14 protein-coding genes are annotated in these 21910 nt (G+C 73.6%); 13 read left to right on the forward strand and 1 reads right to left on the reverse strand.

The features are described 5' to 3' along the window. Positions 1-144 precede the first annotated feature (144 nt). From C2142_RS24285 to C2142_RS24330, 10 genes are all read left to right on the forward strand, one after another. Positions 145-5091, forward strand: coding sequence for an NAD-glutamate dehydrogenase (locus tag C2142_RS24285; RefSeq protein WP_148644595.1), 4947 nt, complete (start codon positions 145-147; stop codon positions 5089-5091). Between the two features lie 538 nt (positions 5092-5629). Continuing rightward, positions 5630-6934 carry an ATP-binding protein gene (locus tag C2142_RS24290; protein ID WP_148644596.1) on the forward strand — a complete coding sequence of 435 codons (1305 nt, stop codon included), beginning with the start codon at positions 5630-5632 and terminating at the stop codon, positions 6932-6934. Continuing rightward, positions 6931-7332 (forward strand): roadblock/LC7 domain-containing protein, encoded by a 402-nt coding sequence (locus C2142_RS24295; RefSeq protein ID WP_148644597.1) that lies wholly within the window; start codon positions 6931-6933, stop codon positions 7330-7332. Before C2142_RS24290 ends, C2142_RS24295 begins: the two co-directional genes overlap by 4 nt. Next, positions 7329-7703: a DUF742 domain-containing protein gene (locus tag C2142_RS24300; RefSeq protein ID WP_148644598.1), complete on the forward strand. Its 375-nt coding sequence runs from the start codon at positions 7329-7331 to the stop codon at positions 7701-7703. Before C2142_RS24295 ends, C2142_RS24300 begins: the two co-directional genes overlap by 4 nt. Next, positions 7678-8268 carry an ATP/GTP-binding protein gene (locus tag C2142_RS24305; RefSeq protein WP_148644599.1) on the forward strand — a complete coding sequence of 197 codons (591 nt, stop codon included), beginning with the start codon at positions 7678-7680 and terminating at the stop codon, positions 8266-8268. The genes C2142_RS24300 and C2142_RS24305 overlap by 26 nt, the downstream gene beginning before the upstream one ends. Before the next feature lie 65 nt (positions 8269-8333). After that, positions 8334-9725, forward strand: coding sequence for a cytochrome P450 (locus C2142_RS24310; protein ID WP_241002750.1), 1392 nt, complete (start codon positions 8334-8336; stop codon positions 9723-9725). Between the two features lie 368 nt (positions 9726-10093). Beyond that, a complete protein-coding gene (locus tag C2142_RS24315; RefSeq protein WP_174315732.1) occupies positions 10094-11227 on the forward strand; it encodes a cytochrome P450 in 1134 nt (377 codons plus the stop codon). Further along, the gene (locus C2142_RS24320; RefSeq protein WP_148644600.1) at positions 11224-12105 is read left to right on the forward strand and encodes an enoyl-CoA hydratase/isomerase family protein; all 882 of its coding nucleotides are present in this window, start codon (positions 11224-11226) and stop codon (positions 12103-12105) included. Before C2142_RS24315 ends, C2142_RS24320 begins: the two co-directional genes overlap by 4 nt. 197 nt (positions 12106-12302) lie before the next feature. Next, on the forward strand, positions 12303-12908 hold the full coding sequence (locus tag C2142_RS24325; protein ID WP_148644994.1) for an RNA polymerase sigma factor: 606 nt from the start codon (positions 12303-12305) through the stop codon (positions 12906-12908). Next, complete coding sequence (locus C2142_RS24330; protein ID WP_148644601.1) at positions 12905-13969, forward strand: CU044_5270 family protein; 1065 nt, start codon at positions 12905-12907, stop codon at positions 13967-13969. Before C2142_RS24325 ends, C2142_RS24330 begins: the two co-directional genes overlap by 4 nt. Before the next feature lie 131 nt (positions 13970-14100). Here C2142_RS24330 and C2142_RS24335 read toward each other — a convergent pair whose 3' ends face one another. Next, entirely contained in the window at positions 14101-16941 is a 2841-nt protein-coding gene (locus tag C2142_RS24335) for an FtsK/SpoIIIE domain-containing protein (protein WP_148644602.1), read from the reverse strand. Positions 16942-17366: 425 nt separating this feature from the next. On the opposite strand from C2142_RS24335, the gene C2142_RS24340 reads away from it, so the two are divergent. The 3 genes from C2142_RS24340 to prfB all read left to right on the forward strand — a co-directional run bounded on the left by C2142_RS24340 (position 17367) and on the right by prfB (position 21901). Continuing rightward, positions 17367-19235, forward strand: a complete 1869-nt coding sequence (locus tag C2142_RS24340; RefSeq protein ID WP_148644603.1) for a serine/threonine-protein kinase — start codon at positions 17367-17369, stop codon at positions 19233-19235. A gap of 217 nt (positions 19236-19452) precedes the next feature. Further along, entirely contained in the window at positions 19453-20709 is a 1257-nt protein-coding gene (locus tag C2142_RS24345; protein WP_148644604.1) for a serine/threonine-protein kinase, read from the forward strand. Positions 20710-20788: 79 nt separating this feature from the next. After that, positions 20789-21901, forward strand: coding sequence for a peptide chain release factor 2 (gene prfB, locus C2142_RS24350; RefSeq protein ID WP_148644605.1), 1113 nt, complete (start codon positions 20789-20791; stop codon positions 21899-21901). Positions 21902-21910 lie beyond the last annotated feature (9 nt).

The following is a 21910-nucleotide window of genomic DNA, read 5'->3' on the forward strand; positions in this document are numbered from 1 at the left end:
CTCGTCCTACCCGCTGCAGAGGTGTTTCATGCGTGCCATGAAGGCCTTTCAGTCGGTCGGTGCGGCAGGATTGCGGTGGACCCGGCGGTGCACATCCACACACCACCGAGTCACGCAACGGCGCGCGACAGGAGCCAAGAAGTCATGCAGACCAAGCTGGACGCAGCCAAGGCCGAACTGCTCACGAAGGCAGCAGCAGCCGCTGAGAACAGCCAGGTGGGGGGAGCGGCGCCGGGTGAGGGGCTGAGCAACGGCGCTCTGACCGCGTACCTGCACCACTACTACCTCCACACCGCGGCCGAGGACCTGGTCGACCGCGACCCGGTCGACGTGTACGGCGCGGCCGCCTCGCACTACCGGCTCGGGCTCAAGCGCCCGCAGGGCACCGCCGAGGTGCGGGTGCACACCCCCTCGGTCGAGGAGAACGGCTGGTCCTGCGGCCACACCGTGGTCGAGGTCGTCACCGACGACATGTCCTTCCTGGTCGACTCGGTCACCAACGAGCTGTCCCGCCAGGACCGCGGCATCCACATCGTGATCCACCCCCAGCTGGTCGTCCGCCGTGACATCACCGGCAAGCTGCTGGAGATCCTGGACATCGACGCCTGCGCCCGCAGCCAGGCCGCCGGCGCCGAGTGGCCCGCCGACGCCGTGGTCGAGTCGTGGATGCACATCGAGATCGACCGCGAGACCGACCGCGAGGACCTCCGCTCGATCGAGACCAACCTGCGCCGCGTGCTCGGCGACGTCCGCGAGGTCGTCGAGGACTGGTCGAAGATGCGCGACTCCGCGCTCCGGCTCGCCGACGAGCTCGCCGAGGAGCCCCCGGCCCACCTGCCCGAGCAGGAGGTCGGCGAGGCCTGGGAGCTGATGCGCTGGCTCGCCGACGACCACTTCACGTTCCTCGGCTACCGCGAGTACGACCTGGTCGAGCACGAGGGCGAGGAGGTCCTGAAGGCCGTCGCCGGCACCGGCCTGGGCATCCTGCGCTCCGACCCGCTCAGCCACGACGACGACCACCACCCGGTCAGCGAGGCCTTCGGCCGGCTCTCCGCGCCGGTGCGCGCCAAGGCGCACGAGAAGAAGCTGCTCGTCCTCACCAAGGCCAACAGCCGCGCCACCGTGCACCGCCCGGCCTACCTCGACTACGTCGGCGTGAAGAAGTTCGACGCCAACGGCGAGGTCGTCGGCGAGCGCCGCTTCCTCGGCCTCTTCTCGGCCGCCGCCTACACCGAGTCGGTCAGCCGCATCCCCGTCGTCCGCCGCAAGGTCCAGGACGTCATCGCCAGCTCCGGCTTCTCCACCGAGAGCCACGACGGCCGCGACCTGCTGCAGATCCTGGAGACCTTCCCCCGGGACGAGATCTTCCAGACCCCGGCCGCCGAGCTGCTCCAGATCGCCACCAGCGTGCTCTACCTGCAGGAGCGCCGCCGGCTGCGGCTGTTCCTGCGCCAGGACGAGTACGGGCGCTACTTCTCCGCGCTGGTCTACCTGCCGCGCGACCGCTACACCACCCGCATCCGGCTGCGCCTGATGGACATCCTGATGCAGGAGCTCAACGGCGCCTCGATCGACTACACGGTCTGGTCGACGGAGTCCGTGCTGACCCGTCTGCACTTCGTCGTCCGGGTCACCCCCGGCAGCGAGCTGCCGCACCTGACCGACGCCGAGATCGAGCGGATCGAGGGCAAGCTCGCCGAGGCCGCCCGGTTCTGGATGGACGGCTTCAACGACCAGCTGCACCTGGAGCTGGGCGAGGAGCGGGCCGCCGAGCTGTCCCGCAAGTACGCCAACGCCTTCCCGGACGGCTACCGCGCCGACTTCACCGCGCGCACCGCCGTCGCCGACCTCAAGCAGATCGAGTCGCTGCACGGCGAGGGCGACTTCCGCCTCAACCTGTACCAGCCGGTCGGCGCGGGCGACGACGAGCGCCGCTTCAAGATCTACCGGGTCGGCGGCCCGATCTCGCTCACCGAGGTCCTGCCGGTCCTCCAGCGCCTGGGCGTCGAGGTGCTCGACGAGCACCCGTACGCGCTGACCCGCTCGGACCAGAGCACGGCCTGGGTGTACGACTTCGGCCTGCGGCTGCGCGAGGCCGTCGAGCTGACCGACGAGGCGCGCGACCGCTTCCAGGAGACCTTCGCCGCCACCTGGACCGGCCTGGCCGAGAACGACGGCTTCAACGAGCTGGTGCTGACCGCCGGGCTGACCTGGCGCCAGGCGATGATGCTGCGCGCGTACGCCAAGTACCTGCGCCAGGCGGGCTCCACGTTCTCCCAGGACTACATGGAGGACGCGCTCCGCAACAACACCCACACCACCCGTCTGCTGGTCAACCTCTTCGAGGCCCGGCTGAGCCCCAGCCACCAGCAGGGCTCCGCCGAGCTGACCGAAGGCATCGTGGAGGAGCTGTCCGGCGCGCTGGACGAGGTCGTCTCGCTGGACGAGGACCGCATCCTGCGTTCCTTCCTGCACCTCATCAAGGCCACCCTGCGGACCAACTTCTTCCAGCACGACGGCTCGGGCGCGTGGCACTCCTACGTGTCGATGAAGTTCGACCCGAAGGCCATCCCGGACCTGCCGGCCCCGCGCCCGGCGTTCGAGATCTGGGTCTACTCGCCGCAGGTCGAGGGCGTGCACCTGCGCTTCGGCAAGGTCGCCCGCGGTGGCCTGCGCTGGTCCGACCGGCGTGAGGACTTCCGCACCGAGATCCTCGGCCTGGTCAAGGCGCAGATGGTGAAGAACACCGTCATCGTGCCGGTCGGCGCCAAGGGCGGCTTCGTCGCCAAGCAGCTGCCGGACCCGTCGGTGGACCGGGACGCCTGGCTGGCCGAGGGCATCTCGTCCTACAAGACGTTCATCTCGGCGCTGCTGGACATCACCGACAACCTGGTCGGCGGCGCGGTCGTCCACCCGGCCGACGTGGTCCGCCACGACGAGGACGACACCTACCTGGTCGTCGCCGCCGACAAGGGCACCGCGACCTTCTCCGACATCGCCAACGGCGTCGCCGAGTCGTACGGCTTCTGGCTGGGCGACGCGTTCGCCTCCGGCGGCTCGGCCGGCTACGACCACAAGGGCATGGGCATCACCGCCCGCGGTGCCTGGGAGTCGGTCAAGCGCAACTTCCGCGAGCTGGGCCACGACACCCAGACCGAGGACTTCACCGTCGTCGGCATCGGCGACATGTCCGGTGACGTCTTCGGCAACGGCATGCTGCTCAGCGAGCACATCCGCCTGGTCGCCGCCTTCGACCACCGGCACATCTTCCTCGACCCCAACCCGGACGCGGCCGCCTCGTACGCCGAGCGCCGCCGCCTCTTCGACCTGCCGCGCAGCTCGTGGGACGACTACGACAAGTCGCTGATCTCGGCGGGCGGCGGCGTCTTCCCGCGCAGCGCCAAGTCGATCCAGCTCAGCCCGCAGGTCCGGGCCGCGCTCGGCATCGAGGACGCCCGGCTCACCCCGGCCGAGCTGATGAAGGCCGTCCTCCAGGCGCCCGTCGACCTGTTCTGGAACGGCGGCATCGGCACCTACATCAAGGCCTCGGCCGAGACCAACGCCGAGGTCGGCGACAAGGCCAACGACGCCATCCGCGTCAACGGCGAGCAGGTCCGGGCCCGGGTCATCGGCGAGGGCGGGAACCTCGGCTGCACCCAGCTCGGCCGCATCGAGTACGCGGCCACCGGCGGCCTGCAGGGCGCCGGCGGCTGGATCAACACCGACGCCATCGACAACTCGGCCGGCGTGGACACCTCGGACCACGAGGTGAACATCAAGATCCTGCTCAACCAGGTCGTCGGCGACGGCGACATGACGGTCAAGCAGCGCAACGCCCTGCTGGCGGAGATGACCGACGAGGTCGGCCACCTGGTGCTGCGCAACAACTACGCGCAGAACGTGGTGCTGGCCAACGCGGTCGCCCAGGCGACCAGCATGGTCAACGTCCACTCCCGGATGATCAACCGGCTGGAGCGGGACGGCCAGCTCGACCGGGCGCTGGAGTTCCTGCCCGCCGAGCGGCAGATCCGCGAGCGCCAGCAGAACGGCCGGGGCCTCTCCCAGCCCGAGCTGTCGGTGCTGCTCGCCTACACCAAGATCACCCTGGCCGACGAGCTGCTCGCCACCGAGCTGCCGGACGACCCGTTCTTCCGCACCGCGCTGCACGAGTACTTCCCGAGCGCGCTGCGGGCGAAGTTCGCCGAGGCGATCGACAGCCACGCGCTGCGCCGCGAGATCGTCACCACGCTGATCGTCAACGACACGATCAACCGTGGTGGCTGCACCTTCGCCTTCCGGCTGAAGGAGGAGACCGGCGCCACGTACGAGGAGATCGCCCGGACGCACACCGCCGCGCGGGCCGTCTTCGGCCTGGAGGAGATCTGGTCCGAGATCGAGGCCCTGGACAACCAGGTCCCCGCCCGTGCCCAGACCAAGATGCGGCTGCACTCGCGCCGGCTCGTCGAGCGCGCCACCCGGTGGATGCTCAACAACCGCCGCCAGCCGCTCGACATCGCCGGCACCATCGAGTTCTTCCACGACCGGGTCAACCAGGTCTGGGGCTCGCTGCCCAAGCCGCTGCGCGGTGAGGACCTGGCCTGGTTCGAGTCGGTCTACAACGAGCTGGCCGGCGCCGGCGTCCCGGAGGCCCTGGCCAACCGGATCGCGGGTCTCTCCTCGACCTTCCCGACCCTGGACATCACCGAGGTCGCGGACCGGTCCGGCAAGGACGTCGCCGAGGTCGCCGAGCTGTACTACGACCTCGCCGACCGCCTCCAGATCACCCACCTGCTCGACCGCATCATCGAGCTGCCCCGTACCGACCGCTGGTCGTCGATGGCCCGCGCCGCCATCCGCGAGGACCTCTTCGCGGCCCACGCGGCCCTGACCGCCGACATCCTGGCCTGCGGCCCCGAGGGCGCCACCCCCGAGGAGCGGTACACCGCCTGGGCGGAGCTCAACGGGACGCTGCTGAACCGTGCCAAGAGCACGCTCGACGACATAAGGGGTTCGGACAACTACGAGCTGTCCAGCCTCTCGGTCGCGATGCGCGTCATCCGCACCCTGCTCCGCACGGGTTCGATGCGCTGACGGCCGGGAACCCGGGCAGCCCGAGCGGCGGGGTCGCGTCTTCGGACGCGGCCCCGCCGTCGTCGTGTCCGGGCCCGGAAGGGCCGGGGCGGGGTCCGGAAGGGCCGGACCGGGGGCCGGAAGGGCAGATCGGGGCCCCCGGAAGGGCCGGACCGGGGTCCGGAAAGGCAAGCCGGGCCCCCGGGGGGCCGGTTCGCGGGCGGAGAGTGACGGCGCGATCACTCCGTGTACGGGTCGTTTCATGGCCTGCGTGTGAGGGATGGGTTAACGCTGCGTCAAAACGTCCGGTATTTCCGCGTCGAGGTGTCGGCGGGTGGCGGAGTTTCGCCCCAACTGCCCTGTTTGACAACTGTTCTGACATGCCAAGAGTTGCAGTAGGCTAACCCCGCGATAGGCGCCGCCGCAGGTCCCGTGCCGGAAGAGCTCCACCGATGTGCTGGAACGACAGGTGTCTTTCGGAGGGGCGCAGGCCGCCAGTCCTCATCGCGCGGGACGGCCCGGACCTGCTCCTGACGCGATGCCACCTGAAGAGAGTTTCATGACGTCATTTGTGCAGGAACCCTTTTTCTGGGTCTTTATCGCAGTGATGCTCGCAGCCGTCGCAGCGGCCCTCCAGGCCCGCAGGACGAACCTCGCCCTGCGCAGGCGGAACGTTTCCCTTGAGGAAGCGGGCGCTGTGGCTCAGCGGCAGCGCGAGGATCTCGGCGCGCTGAACGCACGTCTGCAGAGCCAGCACGCGGCCGAGCTCGCGGTGGTCCGCCAGGACGCGGAGGAGGACACCAAAGCAGTCCTCAAGGCCGCGATGCGGACCCTGCAGGGCCTGGCCGACGAGCAGCAGATCGTCATCGACAAGGTGCAGCGCAAGTACGGCGACAGCCCGCAGATCCTGGCCGACCTGATGCTGGTCGACCACGCGAACAGCCAGTTCGGCCGCCGTGCCCAGGGCATCGCGGTGCTCTGCGGCGGCTGGCTGGGCCGCCGGGAGAGCGTCGCCTCGGTCTACGACGTGGCCCGCAGCGCCCAGGGCCGGATCCGGCACTTCGACCGGGTGCGGATCCACTCCCAGGTCAGCGTCTCGCTCGCCAGCCAGGTCGTCGAGCCGGTCGCCGTCGTGCTGGCCGAGCTGCTGGCCAACGCGACCAACTACTCCGCCCCGGACACCCCGGTGGAGATCAGCGTCCAGGCCGTCCCGACCGGCGTCTGCCTGATCATCGACGACGCCGGCCTCGGCATGGGCCAGGAGGAGAAGGACCGCGCGGCCGCGCTCCTGAACCCCGGCGCCCCGATCAGCCTCACCAGCCTGGGCAACCCCCCGAAGTTCGGCTTCGCGGTCTCCGGCATGCTGGCCGCCCGCTACGGCTTCCGGGTCTCCGTCGACTCGGTCTCCCCGTACGGCGGCGTCCGGGCCGTGGTGCTCCTGCCGACCGAGTTGCTCAGCAGCGAGGTCGCGCCCCAGGCCCCGGTGGCCACCGAGTACGCCGAGTACCGGGGCGAGCCCGAGGAGCAGCCCGGACAGGTCCGGGCGCAGGCCCCCGCGCAGCGGCTCGTGTCGCTGCCCGAGCAGGCCCCGGCCACCCCGGCCACCCCGGCCATCCCGGCCGCCCTGGCCCCGGTACCGGCCGACCCGGAGGCGGCGGAACCGGAGACGACCGCGGACGGCCGGTTGCCCAGGCGCCGCCGCCAGCGCGCCGTCTCGGTGGTCCCGCACCCGCAGGACCCCGGTCGCGCCGACGAGCCGGTGCGGACCACCGGCCGGAACACGGCGTCCCGCCTCGGCGCGTTCCAGCGCGGAACGCTGTCCGGGCGCGACACCATGACCACGGAAGGAACCGAGATCCAGTGAGCCCTGATCTGTCCTGGGTGCTCAACGACGTACTTCAGGTGCCCGGCGCCCGGCACGCCATCCTCGTCTCCGCCGACGGCCTCCTGCTCGAACGGTCCAGCGACATCGGCCGGGACGAGGCGGAGACCAACGCCGCCGCGATGAGCTCGATGCAGTCGCTGAGCCGGGCGGTCGCCCCGTTCGTCGGCGGCGGCGCCGGGGCCTGGCGCCAGACCCTCCTGGAGTACGACCACGGCTGGATCTTCCTGATCGCGGCCGGCAGCGGTGCCTACCTCGCGGCCTCCACCGCCCCCGACGTCGACATGGAGGCGATGTCCTTCCGGATGCAGCAGCAGGTGGGCGCGCTCGGCCGGGCGATGACGGCGGCGCCGCGCCAGAGCACACTCAGCGGCTCATGACGGCTTCTGGCGAGGAGCAGCGGGTCGCCGGTGGTTTCATCCGGTCCTACGTCATCACCGGTGGCCGGGAATTACCGAGTGCGGACGACCTCTCCCTGATCACCCTGGTCACCGTCGCGCCCGAGCAGGAGCTCCCGGCCCGTCCGAGCCCGGAGATCGTGGCGATCTGGGAGCTGTGTTCCGGCGGCTATCTCTCGGTGGCCGAGGTCGCGGCCCGTCTGGAGCTGCCGGTGGGGGTGGTGCGGCTGCTGCTGACGGACCTGATCCGCGAGGGCCGGCTGCTGCGGAGGGCGACCCCGCCACCGGCCCAGGCCCCGGATCCGAGACTTCTAGAGAAGGTACTGCATGGACTCCAACGCCGGTTCGCCTGAGGACATCTACGTCCCGGGCGCGGTGACGACCGCGGTCAAGATCCTCGTCGTGGGGCACTTCGCGGTCGGCAAGACCACGCTCATCGGCGCCCTGTCGGAGATCGCTCCGCTGAGCACCGAGGAGAAGATGACGCAGGCGTCCACCGGTGTCGACGACCTCCGGGGGGTGCCGGACAAGAAGACCACCACGGTCGCCCTGGACTTCGGCCGGCTGACGCTCGGCGACGACCTGGTGCTGTACCTGTTCGGCACGCCGGGCCAGCAGCGCTTCATGCAGCTCTGGGAGGACATGGCGCGGGGGGCACTGGGCGCGCTGCTGCTGGCCGACCCGACCCGTCTCGCGGACACCTTCCCCGTCATCGACCTGATCGAGCAGTACGGCCTGGAGTACGCCGTGGCGGTCAACAGCTTCGACCGGCAGAGCGACTACACCGAGGACGAACTGCGCGAGGCGCTGGACCTGCTGCCGCACACACCGGTGGTGTTCTGCGACGCGCGGGACCAGCGGTCGTCCGCCGACGCCCTGCTGACCCTGGTCCGGCACCTGCTCGAACGCGCCTCCTGACCCCCCCTTCCCCGTCACGCCCCCCGGGGCCGCACCCGCCCGGGGCCACCTCCAAGGAACGACCCATGGAATCTCCGCAGCGACCCGCCCCGCACTTGCCTCCGCCGGGCTGCCCGATGCACGGCTCGGGCACGCCGCTGTACGGGGAGGCGTTCTCGTCCGACCCCGGCGCGGTCTACGACAAGCTGCGCGCCCACGGCCACGCCGCCTCGGTGGAGCTGGCCCCGGGCGTGGACGCCACCCTGGTCACCTCGCACGAGGCCGCCCTGCGCGTGCTGCAGAACCCGGGGCTGTTCGCCCGGGACTCCCGGCGCTGGGCGGCGCTCAACGAGGGGCGGGTGCCAATGGACAGCCCGGTCCTGCCGATGATGTTCTACCGGCCGAACTGCCTCTTCACGGACGGCACCGAGCACCTGCGGCTGCGCAAGGCCGTCACCGAGAGCCTGGAGCGGCTCAACGACAACCGGCTCAACCGGCACGTCGAGCGGATCGCCGGCTACCTGATCGACCAGTTCAGCGGGCTGGGCCGGGCCGACCTGATCAACGACTACGCCAAGCTGCTGCCGCTGCTGCTGTTCAACCAGCTCTTCGGCTGCCCGGCCGACATCGGCGACCGGCTGACCCGCAGCATGTCCGCGCTCTTCGACGGACTGGACGTGATCCAGGCCAACGACGAGCTGAACGCCTGCCTGATGGACCTGGTCGCGCTGAAGCGCCGTCAGCCGGGCGACGACATCACCTCGTGGCTCGTCCAGCACCCGGCCGGCCTGCGGGACGAGGAGCTCAAGGACCAGCTGGTCATGCTGATGGGGGCCGGTGTCGAGCCCGAGCGCAACCTGATAGGCAACGCACTGCTCGTGCTGCTGTCCGGCCAGGGCGCCCTGCGGATCGAGGACGCCATCGACGACGTGCTCTGGAACAACCCGCCGATCGCCAACTACGCGACGCACTTCCCGATGCACGACGTCGAGGTGGGCGGGGTGCTGATGGACGCGGGCAGCCCGGTGGTGATCAGCTTCGCCGCCGCCAACAGCGACCCGGCGCTGACCGACGCCCGACTGACCCTCAGCAAGGGCGCCCACCTGGCCTGGGGCGCCGGCCCGCACGCGTGCCCGGCGAAGAACCCGGCCCAGCTGATCGCCCTGACGGCGATCGAGTGCCTGCTCAACGCGCTTCCGGACGTGGCGCTCACCGTACCCGCGCAGGGCGTGGAGTGGCGGCCGGGCCCGTTCCAGCGCGGACTGGTCTCGCTGCCGGTGCGGTTCAGCCCGACGTTCACCCGGACCCCGGGCGCGGGCGGCGGTGCGGGTGCGGGTGCCGTACCGGGCGGTCCGGCCGGCGGGGCGGCCACCGCCCCCGGGACGCCGTCGCCGTCGGCTGCGGAGCCCGCCCCCGGTCGGGCCCCGGCCAAGCAGAAGGGGTGGTGGAGCTCCTTCCTGGACGTCTTCCGGCTCTGACCGGGGCGCCCGGGCGCCGGGGCGCTGCCGGACTCCGGTCAACCACCCTTTGGTGAACGGAGTCCGGCAACCGTGCGGCATGTGACGCAGGCAACAGCGATCGGTGCTTGAGAGCCCCGGGGCCGGGTAGGTCGCCGCCGTACTGCCCGCCCAGCCCCGAGGAGCCTCGTGTGACCGCCATGTTGGGAGCCCGCCCCGAGAGCCCGGGGTCCTGTGCCGTCGCCACCGCCACCGCCACCGCCGTCGTCGGCACTGGCACCGCGACCGTCGCAACCGTCGACCGCCGTGCCGCGGTGCCGCTGCTGCGGCGGCTCCGGTCGGCCGAGGGGCTGGCCTGCCCCTTCCCGATCTACGACGAACTGCGGGCGATGGGCGATCTCGTCCCGGCACCCTGGGGCGGGTACCTCGTCACCGGCTACGACGCGTGCAACCAGGTCCTGCGCGGCCGGCACTGGCTCGTCCCCGACTTCGCCTGGCAGGATCGGCAGACCGAGACCGAGCGCTGGCACGCCGTCGCCACCCAGGAGATGAGCCGGACGCTCTCCCGGCTCAACGCCCCCGAGCACACCCGGCAGCGGCACAGCCTCGGAAACCTCTTCGACCGGCACACCCTCCAGGACATGGCGCCGCACATCGAGGCCGACGTCACCGCACTGCTGGACCGCCTGGCCGAGCGAATACGCGTCGACGGCGAGGCCGACCTCTCCTCCCTGGTCAGCGAACGGCTGCCGATCAACACCGTCGGCCGCTGGCTGGACATCGCGCCGGAGGACTATGCGCACATTCTGGATATGACCCACAACCAGGTGCACGCCCAGGAACTCCTCCCCAGCAAGAGCCAGTTGGCGATCTCCGAGGAGGCGACCCTCCACCTGCGCCGGTACTTCACCGACCTCGTCCAAGGCCGCCGGGAGAACCCGGGCGACGATGTGGTGTCCGGCTGGATCCGCACCTGGGACGCGCTGGAGTCCGACCGCGAGGCCACCGACCGGATCGTCTACCAGCTCACCATGTTCGTCACCATCGCCTCGCTGGAGACCACGGCGACGATGCTCTCCACGCTGGTGTGGTCGCTGCTCCGGTCCCCCGGTTCGTGGGAGGGGCTGCGGGCCAGGCCGGAGCACATCGACGGCGCGATCGAGGAGGCCCTGCGCTACGACCCGCCGATCCGTCTCAACAGCCGCGTCGCGGGCGAGGACACGGAGGTGGCCGGGGTGTTCGTGCCCAAGGACACCATGGTCCACGTCATGTACGGCGCGGCCAACCACGATCCGCGCCGCAACCCGGACCCGCAGGTCTTCGACATCCTCCGCAAGGGCTCGCACATCGCCTTCGGCGGCGGCGCCCACTACTGCCTCGGCGCGGGCCTGGCCAAGCTGGAGGCGCGCATCCTGCTCGGCCAGTTGCTGCGGCGCTTCCCGACCCTGCGGGCGGCGGGCCCTCCCGAGTACGCACCCCGGATGGTCTTCCACCGCGTGACGTCCCTGAGAGTTGCCGCATGAACGTTTCCCCCCGGACGGCCCAGTACCCGAAGTATGCGAAGCACCCCTCCTACCTCCTGACGCGCCCTCCGGAGCCCGCCGTTCCCGCTCCCGTACCGGCGCCCGCGCCCGCACCGCGTACGGTCCGCGCCGAGCGCCGGGGCCCGGTGCTCCACGTCGAGCTGGACAGCCCCGGGACGGGCAACGCCGTCACCACGGCCATGCTGGACGAACTCCTCGACGTCCTCGCCGACCCGGACCCGGACGTCCGCGTCGTCGTGCTGTCCGGCGCCGGCCCGGACTTCTGCCTCGGCGGCGACCGCGACGAGTTCGCCGCCGCGCTCGGCGAGGACCCGACCGGCGGCGGCGTCCGGAGCTACGGGGGCAAGGCCCGCCGGGTCTGTGAGGCCCTCACCAACAGCCCCGCCGTCACCATCGCGCGGGTCCAGGGCCGGGCGACCGGTGCCGGGTTCGCCCTGGCCCTCGCCTGCGACCTGCGGGTCGGCGCCGACTCCGCCGTCTTCCGGCTGCCCGAACTCGCCCTCGGCCTGCCCGTCGCCTGGGGCGGCCTGCTGCCCCGGCTGCTCAACGAGGTCGGTGCGGCCCGGGTCCGCGAGATCATCCTCACCGGCCGCCGGGTCGGCGCCGAGGAGGCGCGCGACCTGTCCATCCTGCAACGGGTCGTCCCCGCGCAGGACCTGGACCGGGCCGTGGAGGAGTGGGCCCGGCCCATCACCCGTCGCCCCGAGGCATCCCTGCGCGTCACCAAGACGCTGCTGAACTCCCATGCGGCGGCGACCCGGCTGGCCGACGCCTCGGCCCTCGACGCCGAGTTGATGGCCTCCGTCCTGGCCGCCGCCCACTACACCCGCGGCCTCGAAGCCCCGCCGGGCGCCTGACCTCCGGCCGGCCCGGAGGGCCCGCACCGGCCTCGGCGACCCAGCAGTCGGCGGCCTCGGTGAGGGGCTCCGGCGGCCGAGCGGACCCCTTCAGCGGGCCCGCGTCCTTCGACGCGGGCCCGCCGTGCTGTGCTCGGCGGGAACTCGGCGGGGCGGTGCGGACAGGTGGGGGTGTGGAGCTGTCACAGCGGGGCCGGTTGAGGAATGGGGACCAGTGGGCGTTCGGGGAGCTGTTCGACGAGGCGGCGGGTGACCTGTACCGGTACGCGGTGCGGGTGTCGGGGGACTGGGCGGTCGCGGAGGACGTCGTCCAGCTGACCTTCCTGGAGGCGTGGCGGCTGCGCCGCAAACTCCACGAGGGCGACGAGTCGGTACGCCCGTGGCTGTTCGGGGTCGCGGCCAACGTGCTGCGCAACACGGCCCGCGCGGCCCGGCGGCACCGGGCCGCGATGGAGCGGCTGCCGCCCCGCGAGGTGGTGCCGGACTTCGCGGACGAGCTGGTCGGGCGGCTGGACGACAGCGCCCAGCTGGCCGCCGCCCGGCGGGCGCTGGCCCGCCTGCGGAAGGCCGAGCGGGAGGTGTTCGGCCTGTGCGTCTGGGCCGGCCTCGACTACGCGAGCGCCGCCGAGGCCCTCGGTGTGCCGATCGGCACCGTGCGTTCGCGGCTCTCGCGCGCCCGTACCAAGCTTCGCGCGCTGGCCGAGGAGGAGCTGAAAAACGGGCGGGAACTCCGCGCGGAGGTCGGACAGGTACGGGGTGGCCGCACCGATGCGGCCCGGTCGACACGGGAGACGAACCGATGAACGAGCACGAGCGTGCGGAGCTGGACCGGCTGCTGCCGGCGCCGGCGCGGCCCGAACTCTCCGCCGACCGCCACCGGCTGTTGAGGGGACATCTGATGAGTGAGATCCGGGAGACGAAGCCCGCGCGGGTCCGACGCGGGAAGCTCGGCTGGGTGGCGGTTCCGGCCCTGGCGGGCGGCTTGGCGCTGGCGATGGTGCTGACCGGCGGGGGCGGCGACGGCAGCCCGAAGCAGGAGCAGCAGCAGGCCCAGAGCCGGACCACCGACGGCAACACGCTGAACGCGGCCCCGGTCGCCGCCGTCCAGCTGCTGACCCAGGCCGCCGACACCGCGGCGGGCAAGCCCGACCCGAAGCCCGGCAAGAAGCAGTTCGTCTACGTGGAGAGCCTGGTCGCCTTCGCCGGCGTCAACCTGGCCACCGGCGAGTCGGGCATCGACAAGCCGCACCGCCGTCAGATCTGGCTCTCGGTGGACGGCAGCCAGTGGGGCGTGCTGAAGGAGGAGGGGAAGGGGAAGCTCTCCGACCCGGGCAGCCGCCAGCCCGGGGACACGCGCCCCGCGCCGCGCACCGACGGCGGCGAGTGGGTCGACCCGACCACCAAGCCGGCCCTGAACGGGCCGACGTACGAGTACCTGACCGGGCTGCCGACCGACCCGGACGCGCTGCTGAAGAAGATCTACGCGGAGACCAAGGGCCAGGGCAGGACCCCTGACCAGGAGGCCTTCACGACCATCGGTGACCTGCTGCGCGAGCAGCTGGCGCCGCCGACGGTCAGCGCCGCGCTCTACCGGGCGGCGGCGAAGATCCCCGGGGTCACCGTGGTCGACGACTCGGTGGACGCGTCGGGCCGGCACGGCGTGGCGGTGGCGCACGTGGACAGCGGCGTCCGGAGCGAGTGGATCTTCGACCCGAAGACCCACGAGTTCCTCGGTGAGCGCCTGGTCATCGTCGGCGAGGGCAGCGACCTGGGCAAGCCGGGCACGGTGGCCGGGCACTCGGCGGTGCTGGGCCGTGCGGTCACCGACCAGCCCGGCGAGGAGCCGAAGCAGAAGAACGCCTGATCCTGGTCGAACCGTAGAGAGAGAACCGTAGAGAAAGAACCGTGGAGAAAGCTGTGGGGCCCGGTGGAAGCGGGCCCCACAGCCGTTTCGGTGCCCGGCGCCCGCCCCCGGTACCCGGTGTGCCCGGCGTGTCAGCGCCCGGCGGCCCGCTGGAGCGCGCTGGCGAGCAACGCCAGGTCGGTCGGCCCGTTGCCCAGCTCGCGGACGGGCCGGCGGGCCGGCGGGGCACCGAGCTGGAGCGGGTCTATGGCGACGACGGTCGGCCGCAGGGTCGCGGTGCGCGGGATGCGCCCGCTGATCCGGGCGGCCTGGAACGCGGTGACGCCCCCGTCGGGCAGCCGCAGGTAGCCGCGGCCGGGGGTGTCCTCGCCGAGCGCGGCGGCGTCACCGAGGTGGATCAGCAGGTCCGAGTCGGCGGGGTCGTCGGTGCGCAGGGCGATCCGGAGCAGCGCGGCCTCGTCGACCTCGGTGCCGGCGCTCTCCTCCGGGCGGCCGGTGGTGACGGCCAGGTGCACGCCGAGCGGGCCGCCGCGGCGGGCGACGGCGGCCAGGGCCCGGGCGAGCGGGCGGCCGGCCGGGGAGGTGGGGGCGAGCAGGGCGTCGTAGTCGTCCACCACGACGACCAGCCGGGCGGGCACCGGCGCGGCGGCGGGAGCCGGCCGGGGGGAGTCGCCGCTGCGCGGCTGGACGACCCGGGCGGCGGTCGTGGTGCCGGCCGCGCCGACGGTGGCGGGCACCGGGACGGCCGGGCGGTCCGCGTCCTGCTCGCCGTCCAGGCCCCGGTCCCCGTCGAGGATGCGTGCCGCGTGCCAGGAGGCGAAGTCCAGCCCGTCGAAGAGCCGCTCGCGCAGGGCGAGCTCGTCCTCCAGGGCCTCCGCGGCGAGCAGTGCGGCCCGCGGGTCGGTGGCGGCGTTCAGGTGGCCGGTGACGTGCGGCAGCTCGGTGCAGCCGTCCAGGCCGTCCTCCACCGCCCGGCCCTCGATGATCGTGACGGCCAGCCGTTCGGGCCGCTCGGAGACGGCGAGCGAGGCGATCAGGGTGCGCAGCAGCTCCGTCTTGCCGGAGCCGCGCCCGCCGCCGATGAGCAGGTGCGGGCCGCCCGGGTCGGGGGAGGGGAGGGTGAGCTCGGGGTCGGCCAGGTCGAGGGTGCAGAGCTCGTCCCGGGTGGTGCCGAGCAGGGCGGTGGCGGCGCCGATGCCGCCGGCGTGCGCGGCCCAGCGGGCGGAGAGCTTGGCGGGGGTGACGGTGTCGAGCTGGAGCAGGTCGAGCAGGCGCAGCGCGTCGGGCAGCGGGCCGCGGGCGGCCGGGACGGCCTCGCGCAGCGGGGCGAGGACGCGGGCCAGCCGCTCGGCCCAGGCGTCGGAGACGGCGTCCAGCGAGACCTCGTGCAGGGTCTCGCGGCCGCGTGCGACGGGCCGGTCGAGGGAGAGCTGGGTGCCGACCTCGCCGGTGATCAGGGCGGTGGCGCCGAGGCCGCGCGGCAGCAGTTCGGGCTGCTCGGCGAGGCAGACCGGGAAGATGCCGACGGCCGGGCCCTGGCGCAGCAGCAGGTCGAGCGCGTGCCGGGCGGCCTCGGTGGCCGGGCGGCCGTCGACCACGACGACGGTGGCGGGGTGGCCGCCGAGGCCGCTCGGGCCGCTGAGCCGGGCGGTGAGCTCGGTGAGGCGGGCGGTGGCCTGGTCGTCGTCGAGGCCGAGCAGCAGCCGGCAGTCCTGGCCGTCGGTGGGGCGCAGGTGCGGGAGCCAGAGGGCCCAGGCCCAGGTGTCGGCGCGGTCCTGCGCGGGCCGGGCCGGGTCGGCGTCGACCACGACGAGGCTGAGGCCGGTGGGCGGGTGCAGGGCGGCGAGCTGGGCGACGACGGCGCGGGTGAGCGCGTCGAGGCGCTCGCGCGGGCCGCTGAGGCCGAGGCTCCCGGCGGTCTGGAGGTCGAGGGTGACCGGGACGGCGGGCAGCAGGGTGCCGGGGGAGGTGCCGGGGCCGCCGGGGCGGTCGGCGGTGCCGAGGCGCAGGGTGAGCGCGTCGGGGTGGCCGGGGCCGCGCTCCCAGAGCCGGGGGCCGGGGCCGAGGGCGTTGAGCAGGAGGGTGGCGAGGTCGGGAAAGCGCTCGCGCTGGGCGGCGGCCTGCCGGGTGCGGACGGCGGCGTGGTGGCGCTCGGCGCTCTCCTGGCCGGGCGGTTCGGCGGCGGCGCGGCCGAGCCGGAGCGAGAGCAGGCCGCGGGTGCGGCCGGCCGCGGGCTCGGGGGCGGCGGGCGGTTCGGCCACGGGTGGCGCGGGCCGGGCCGGGGCGGGCGGGGCGAGCTGGAGGTGGCCGTGGCCGTCGGGGAGCGCCGCGCGGGCGGGCGCCCCGGAGCCGTCCCGGAGATCCGGGGCGGCGACCTGGAGGGTGGACTCGCCGATCCGCAGCAGGCCGGCGCCGTCGAGCGGTACGGCCTCCTCGGCCGGTCCGGGCGGGACGATCCGGCCGTCCAGGGTGGTGCCGTTGGTGGAGCCGAGGTCGCGGACGGTGACCTGGCCGTCCTCGCCGAGGTGGAGGGCGAGGTGGAGCCGGGAGACGTCCGGATCGTCGAGCGGGACGTCGGCCTCGCCGGAGCGGCCGACCCGGATCTCCCGGCCGTGCAGGCGGTGGACGCCGCCGGCGTCGGGGCCGCCGACCACCCGCAGCTCGGCGGCGGCCGGGCCGTCGTCGGGGTCGTCGGCGGTCGGGTCGGGCTCGTTGAGGCTGAGCACGGCGCCGTCGAGCAGCGGGGGGTGGCCGAGCAGGGTGTGCTCGTCCACCCGGTGCGCCCCGGCGTACAGGTGTACGTGGGTGGCGGCCCGTGGGCCGCGCACGCCTACGGCGCCCGCGAGGGCGCCCGCGAGGGAGCCGAGCGCGGTGCCGACGGGAGCGGTGACCAGCACGTCCACGTAGGGGATGGCGGATCCGGCGGCTGCCGGGCCGCTGCGCGGTCGGAGGACGGTCAGCCGGATCTGCATCTCGCCCGCGGTCCCTTCTGCTGGTGGTGACGCCTGGTACCGACGCTTGTTGCCCGGGCCGTGCTGCCTGCCCGCCGGCGCCTGACGCCCTGCGGGCCGCCGCGACGGCATTGGGCCACAAGAGTGGCGAGTGTCATCCTGCCATCCGTCACCGACAGTCCGCGCGCGGTACAGGATTTGACGATCTTGCGATCATCGCCATGGTGGGGGCGACGGGGAGTCAGGTCAACCGAGGCGTCCCGGTCCCGGCCGCCGGCCTCCGGGAACCCCGTAGGGGATGTCCCCCAGACCCGCGCCGAACCCCTCGCCGGTCGCCTCAAAAACGCGAACGGACACCGTTAGAGTGGCCGGAACACGGGCCCGGCAGGCTCACCGCACCGGCGGAGGAGCGCCCCGCGCGGGCGGCACGGCGAGGAGTGCGACAGGTGCGGCCAGTCGGCAGCAAGTATCTGCTTGAGGAGACCCTCGGACGGGGGGCCACCGGCACCGTCTGGCGCGGACGGGTGCGCGCGGATGTCGCGGTGCCCGGCAGCGAGCCCGGGCAGCCGGTCGCGATCAAGGTGCTGCGCGAGGAGCTGGCGGCCGACCCGGACGTGGTCATGCGCTTCCTGCGCGAGCGCTCGCTGCTGCTGCGGCTGACCCACCCCAACATCGTCAAGGTCCGCGACCTGGTCGTCGAGGGCGAACTGCTGGCCCTGGTGATGGACCTCGTCGAGGGCCCCGACCTGGCCCGCTACCTGCGCGGCAACGGCCCGTTCAGCCCGATCGCCGGGGCGCTGCTGATGGCGCAGGTCGCCGACGCGCTGGCGGCCAGCCACGCCGACGGCGTCGTCCACCGCGACCTCAAGCCGGCCAACGTGCTGCTCGCCACCATCGTGGTGGACGGCACCGAGCAGATGCACCCGATGCTGACCGACTTCGGCATCGCCCGGCTCGCCGACTCCCCGGGCATCACCCGCACCCACGAGTTCGTCGGCACCCCGGCCTACGTCGCGCCGGAGTCCGCCGAGGGGCGCCCGCAGACCTCCGCGGTCGACGTGTACGGCGCCGGGATCATGCTGTACGAGCTGGTCACCGGCCGGCAGCCGTTCCAGGGCGACGGTCCGCTGGCGATCCTCCAGGCGCACCTGGCGCAGGAGCCGCAGCGCCCGTCCACCATGCCCGACCCGCTCTGGACGGTGATCGAGCGCTGCCTGCGCAAGGACCCGGCGCAGCGCCCGAGCGCCGTCTCGCTGGCCCGCGCGCTGCGCGTGGTCGCGGCCGGGGTCGGCGTGCACGCCTCGCCGGCCGCGGTGGACGCGGCGCTCGCGGTGGGCGCGCTGCTGCTGCCGGACCCGCAGCCGGCCGCGGTGCCGTCCGCCGTTCCCGGCGGTGCGCCCGCCGAGGACCGCACCCAGGTGCTCCCGTCCGGCCCGGCGGTCCGGCCCGGCCAGCAGTACGACCCGGCGGCCGCGACCGCGGTGATGGGCACCCAGCCGCCGCCCGCCCCGTACGGCGCCGCGGACCGCACCCAGGTGATGCCGCCCACCGCCGTGCCGCCGGCCCCGTCCGGGCCGCCGCAGCCGGAGGCGCCGCACCCGTGGCAGACCCAGCTGCGGGCCGCCCGCGACCGCAACCAGCAGACCGAGATCGGCTACTTCGACCCGGAGGACTTCGAGGCCCCGCCGGTCGCCCCGCCGCCCTTCCAGGCCGGCCAGGGAGGCCCGGCGGGCGGCCGTCCGCCGGGCCCGCAGGGCCACCAGCCGCAGCAGGCGCCCCCGGGCGGGTACCGGCAGGCCCCGCCGCCCGGGTACGCCCAGCGCCCGCCGGTGGCCCCGCCGCCCTTCCAGGCCGGGCAGGGCGGCCGCCCGCAGCCGCCCGGCGGCTACAACCAGCCCCCGCAGAGCGGCCGGCCGCCGCAGGGCCACCAGGCCCCGCAGCCGTACGGCCGCCCGGGCCCGCAGCAGCCCCCGGCCGGACCGCCGCAGGGCTACCGGGCCGCGCCGCCGCAGCCCGCGCCGCGCCGCGCCGAGCCGCCCGCGCCGCAGCACCGCGAGCCCCCGCAGCGCCGGGAGGCACCGCCGCAGCCGGCCCGCCGGGAGGCGGCGCCCCGCGAGCGGCGCCCGCGCAGCCGCAACCGGATGTACATTCCGGGCCTCGGCTGCCTGAAGGGCTGCCTGATGGTCCTGCTGGTGCTGGCCGTCGCCGCGGTGGCGCTGTGGAACTTCACGCCGCTGCCGCAGTACTGGGACAACGTCCAGGGCTGGTTCAACAGCGCGAGCGACTGGGTGAGCAGCGTCCTCGGCTCGAAGTAGCGGCGTGCGGGGCCCGGCGCGCACTCCGGATGCCGGGCCCCGGCAGCAACATTGACGCTTTGTCGACAATTTCCGATATTTATCGCCCGCCAGTGCCCGCCGGACCCCCTCAGGCGGCCCGCGAAGGGGGTCCGGGCGCGTAGGTTGGTCGCTGTTGTCCCGCCCCACCGAGCGCTCCGGACCCTCCCGGTGTGCTCCCGCCGCCCACGGAGCAGCATTGGCACGCAAGATCGGCAGCCGCTACACCGTCCACCAGGTGATCGGCCGGGGCTCGGCCGGGACGGTCTGGCTCGGCGAGGGGCCGGACGGCCCGGTGGCGGTCAAGCTGCTGCGCGAGGACCTCGCCGCCGACCAGGTGCTGGTCGGCCGCTTCGTCCAGGAACGCGCCGCGCTGACCAGCCTCGACCACCCCCGGGTGGTCGGCGTGCGCGACATGGTCGTCGACGGCAGCGACCTCGCCCTGGTGATGGAACTGGTCCAGGGCACCGACCTGCGCTCCCGCCTGGAGCGCGACGGCGCCCTCGCCCCGCAGACCGCCGTCTCGGTCATCGCGGACGTCGCCGACGGCCTGGCCGCCGCACACGCCGCCGGGATCGTGCACCGCGACGTCAAGCCCGAGAACGTCCTGCTCGACCTCGCCGCCGCCCCCGGCCCCGGCGGCGCCCCGCGCGCCAAGCTGACCGACTTCGGCGTGGCCCGCCTGGTCGACGCCCCCCGCCGCACCCGCGCGACCCGGATCATCGGCACCCCCGACTACCTCGCCCCGGAGATCATCGAGGGCCTGGAGCCGCGCGCCGCGGTCGACATCTACGCCCTCGCCACCGTCCTCTACGAGCTGCTGGCCGGCTCCACCCCCTTCGGCGGCGGGCACACCGGCGCGGTGCTGCGCCGCCACGTCACCGAGCAGGTGCCGCCGGTCCCCGGCCTGCCGGACGGCCTCTGGCGGATCATCTCCGAGTGCCTGGCCAAGGCCCCGGCCTCCCGGCTGCGCGCCGCCGAGCTGGCCGCGCGGCTGCGTGAGCAGCTGCCCGCGCTGGCCGGGCTCCCGGTGCTGGCCGTCCCGCAGCAGGGCCGGGCCCCGGCCGAGGAGCTGCTGACCCCCGGCGAGGCCGTGTACGCCGAGGTGGACGCCGGCCCCGGCACCCACAAGCGGCGCCGCGGCCCGGCCGTCCCGCTCGTGCCCGGCGCCGCCCCGGACTCCACCCGCGACACGCACACCAGCCTGCGCCGCCCCTCGGCCCAGGAGCTGGCCTCCTACGCGGCCGAGTCCCGGGCCCAGCGCACCGTCCCCGCGGCCCACCGGCGGGACCGCCAGGCACTGCTGCGCCGCCGCCGGATGCTGGCCGTCCTGCTGGCCACGGTCCTGCTGCTGGCCGGTGCGGCCGCGGCCTGGACCGCCTTCGCCGCCACCGCGCCGGACGCCGGGAAGCCGCCCCGTCCGGTGGTGCACTCCGCACCGCAGCGGGCCCCGTAGGGGATCGCGGGCGCCCGGTCGAAGGACCGGAGGCACCCGGTGTCGCCAGGAGCCCCCCCGGGGGCATTACCCTGGGTGCGTGGCAGCCGTCGATCCTTCCGAAGAGCTCAAGAACCTCGAAACGACCATGGGGTCGATCGAGGCCGTCCTCGACCTGGACAAGATCCGGGCCGACATCGCGCGTCTGGAGGAGGAGGCAGCCGCCCCCGACCTGTGGGACGACCTCGCGAACGCGCAGAAGGTGACCAGCCGGCTCTCCTTCCTCCAGGGTGAACTGCGCCGGGTCGAGAACCTGCGCAGCCGCATCGACGACCTCGGCGTCCTGTTCGAACTGGCCGAGGCCGAGGACGACGCGGACACCCGGGTGGAGGCCGAGAACGAGCTGGCCGCCGTCATGAAGGCGGTCGAGGAGCTGGAGGTCCGCACGCTCCTCTCCGGCGAGTACGACGCCCGCGAGGCGCTGATCAACATCCGGGCCGAGGCCGGTGGCGTGGACGCCGCCGACTTCGCCGAGCAGCTGATGCGCATGTACCTGCGCTGGGCCGAGCGGCACGGGTACCCGACCGAGGTGTACGACACCTCGTACGCGGAGGAGGCCGGCATCAAGTCCGCGACCTTCACCGTCAAGGCCCCGTACGCCTACGGCACCCTCTCGGTCGAGCAGGGCACCCACCGCCTGGTCCGCATCTCGCCCTTCGACAACCAGGGCCGTCGGCAGACCTCGTTCGCCGGTGTCGAGGTGCTCCCGGTCGTCGAGCAGTCCGACCACGTCGACATCGACGAGTCGGAGCTGCGCATCGACGTCTACCGCGCCTCCGGCCCCGGCGGCCAGGGCGTCAACACCACCGACTCGGCGGTGCGCATCACGCACATCCCGACCGGCGTGGTGGTCTCCTGCCAGAACGAGCGCTCGCAGATCCAGAACAAGGCCTCGGCGATGAACGTCCTCCAGGCCAAGCTGCTGGAGCGGCGCCGCCAGGAGGAGCGCGCGGCGATGGACGCGCTCAAGGACAGCGGCAGCTCCTGGGGCAACCAGATGCGCTCCTACGTGCTGCACCCGTACCAGATGGTCAAGGACGTCCGCACCGAGTACGAGGTCGGCAACCCGCAGGGCGTGCTGGACGGCGACATCGACGGCTTCATCGAGGCCGGCATCCGGTGGCGCAAGCAGCGCGAGACCGCCGCGCAGTAGTAGTGGTCG

Origin of the sequence: Streptomyces sp. CB01881 (genome assembly GCF_002953255.1) — a bacterium.
Taxonomy (GTDB): Bacteria; Actinomycetota; Actinomycetes; order Streptomycetales; family Streptomycetaceae; genus Kitasatospora.

What these genes read in the sequence shown, in the direction of transcription:
- C2142_RS24285 (WP_148644595.1), top strand. Translation starts at nt 145, where the DNA reads ATGCAGACCAAGCTGGACGCAGCCAAGGCCGAACTGCTCACGAAGGCA.
- C2142_RS24290 (WP_148644596.1), top strand. Translation starts at nt 5,630, where the DNA reads ATGACGTCATTTGTGCAGGAACCCTTTTTCTGGGTCTTTATCGCAGTG.
- C2142_RS24300 (WP_148644598.1), top strand. Translation starts at nt 7,329, where the DNA reads ATGACGGCTTCTGGCGAGGAGCAGCGGGTCGCCGGTGGTTTCATCCGG.
- C2142_RS24305 (WP_148644599.1), top strand. Translation starts at nt 7,678, where the DNA reads ATGGACTCCAACGCCGGTTCGCCTGAGGACATCTACGTCCCGGGCGCG.
- C2142_RS24310 (WP_241002750.1), top strand. Translation starts at nt 8,334, where the DNA reads ATGGAATCTCCGCAGCGACCCGCCCCGCACTTGCCTCCGCCGGGCTGC.
- C2142_RS24315 (WP_174315732.1), top strand. Translation starts at nt 10,094, where the DNA reads ATGGGCGATCTCGTCCCGGCACCCTGGGGCGGGTACCTCGTCACCGGC.
- C2142_RS24320 (WP_148644600.1), top strand. Translation starts at nt 11,224, where the DNA reads ATGAACGTTTCCCCCCGGACGGCCCAGTACCCGAAGTATGCGAAGCAC.
- C2142_RS24330 (WP_148644601.1), top strand. Translation starts at nt 12,905, where the DNA reads ATGAACGAGCACGAGCGTGCGGAGCTGGACCGGCTGCTGCCGGCGCCG.
- C2142_RS24335 (WP_148644602.1), bottom strand. Translation starts at nt 16,941, where the DNA reads ATGCAGATCCGGCTGACCGTCCTCCGACCGCGCAGCGGCCCGGCAGCC.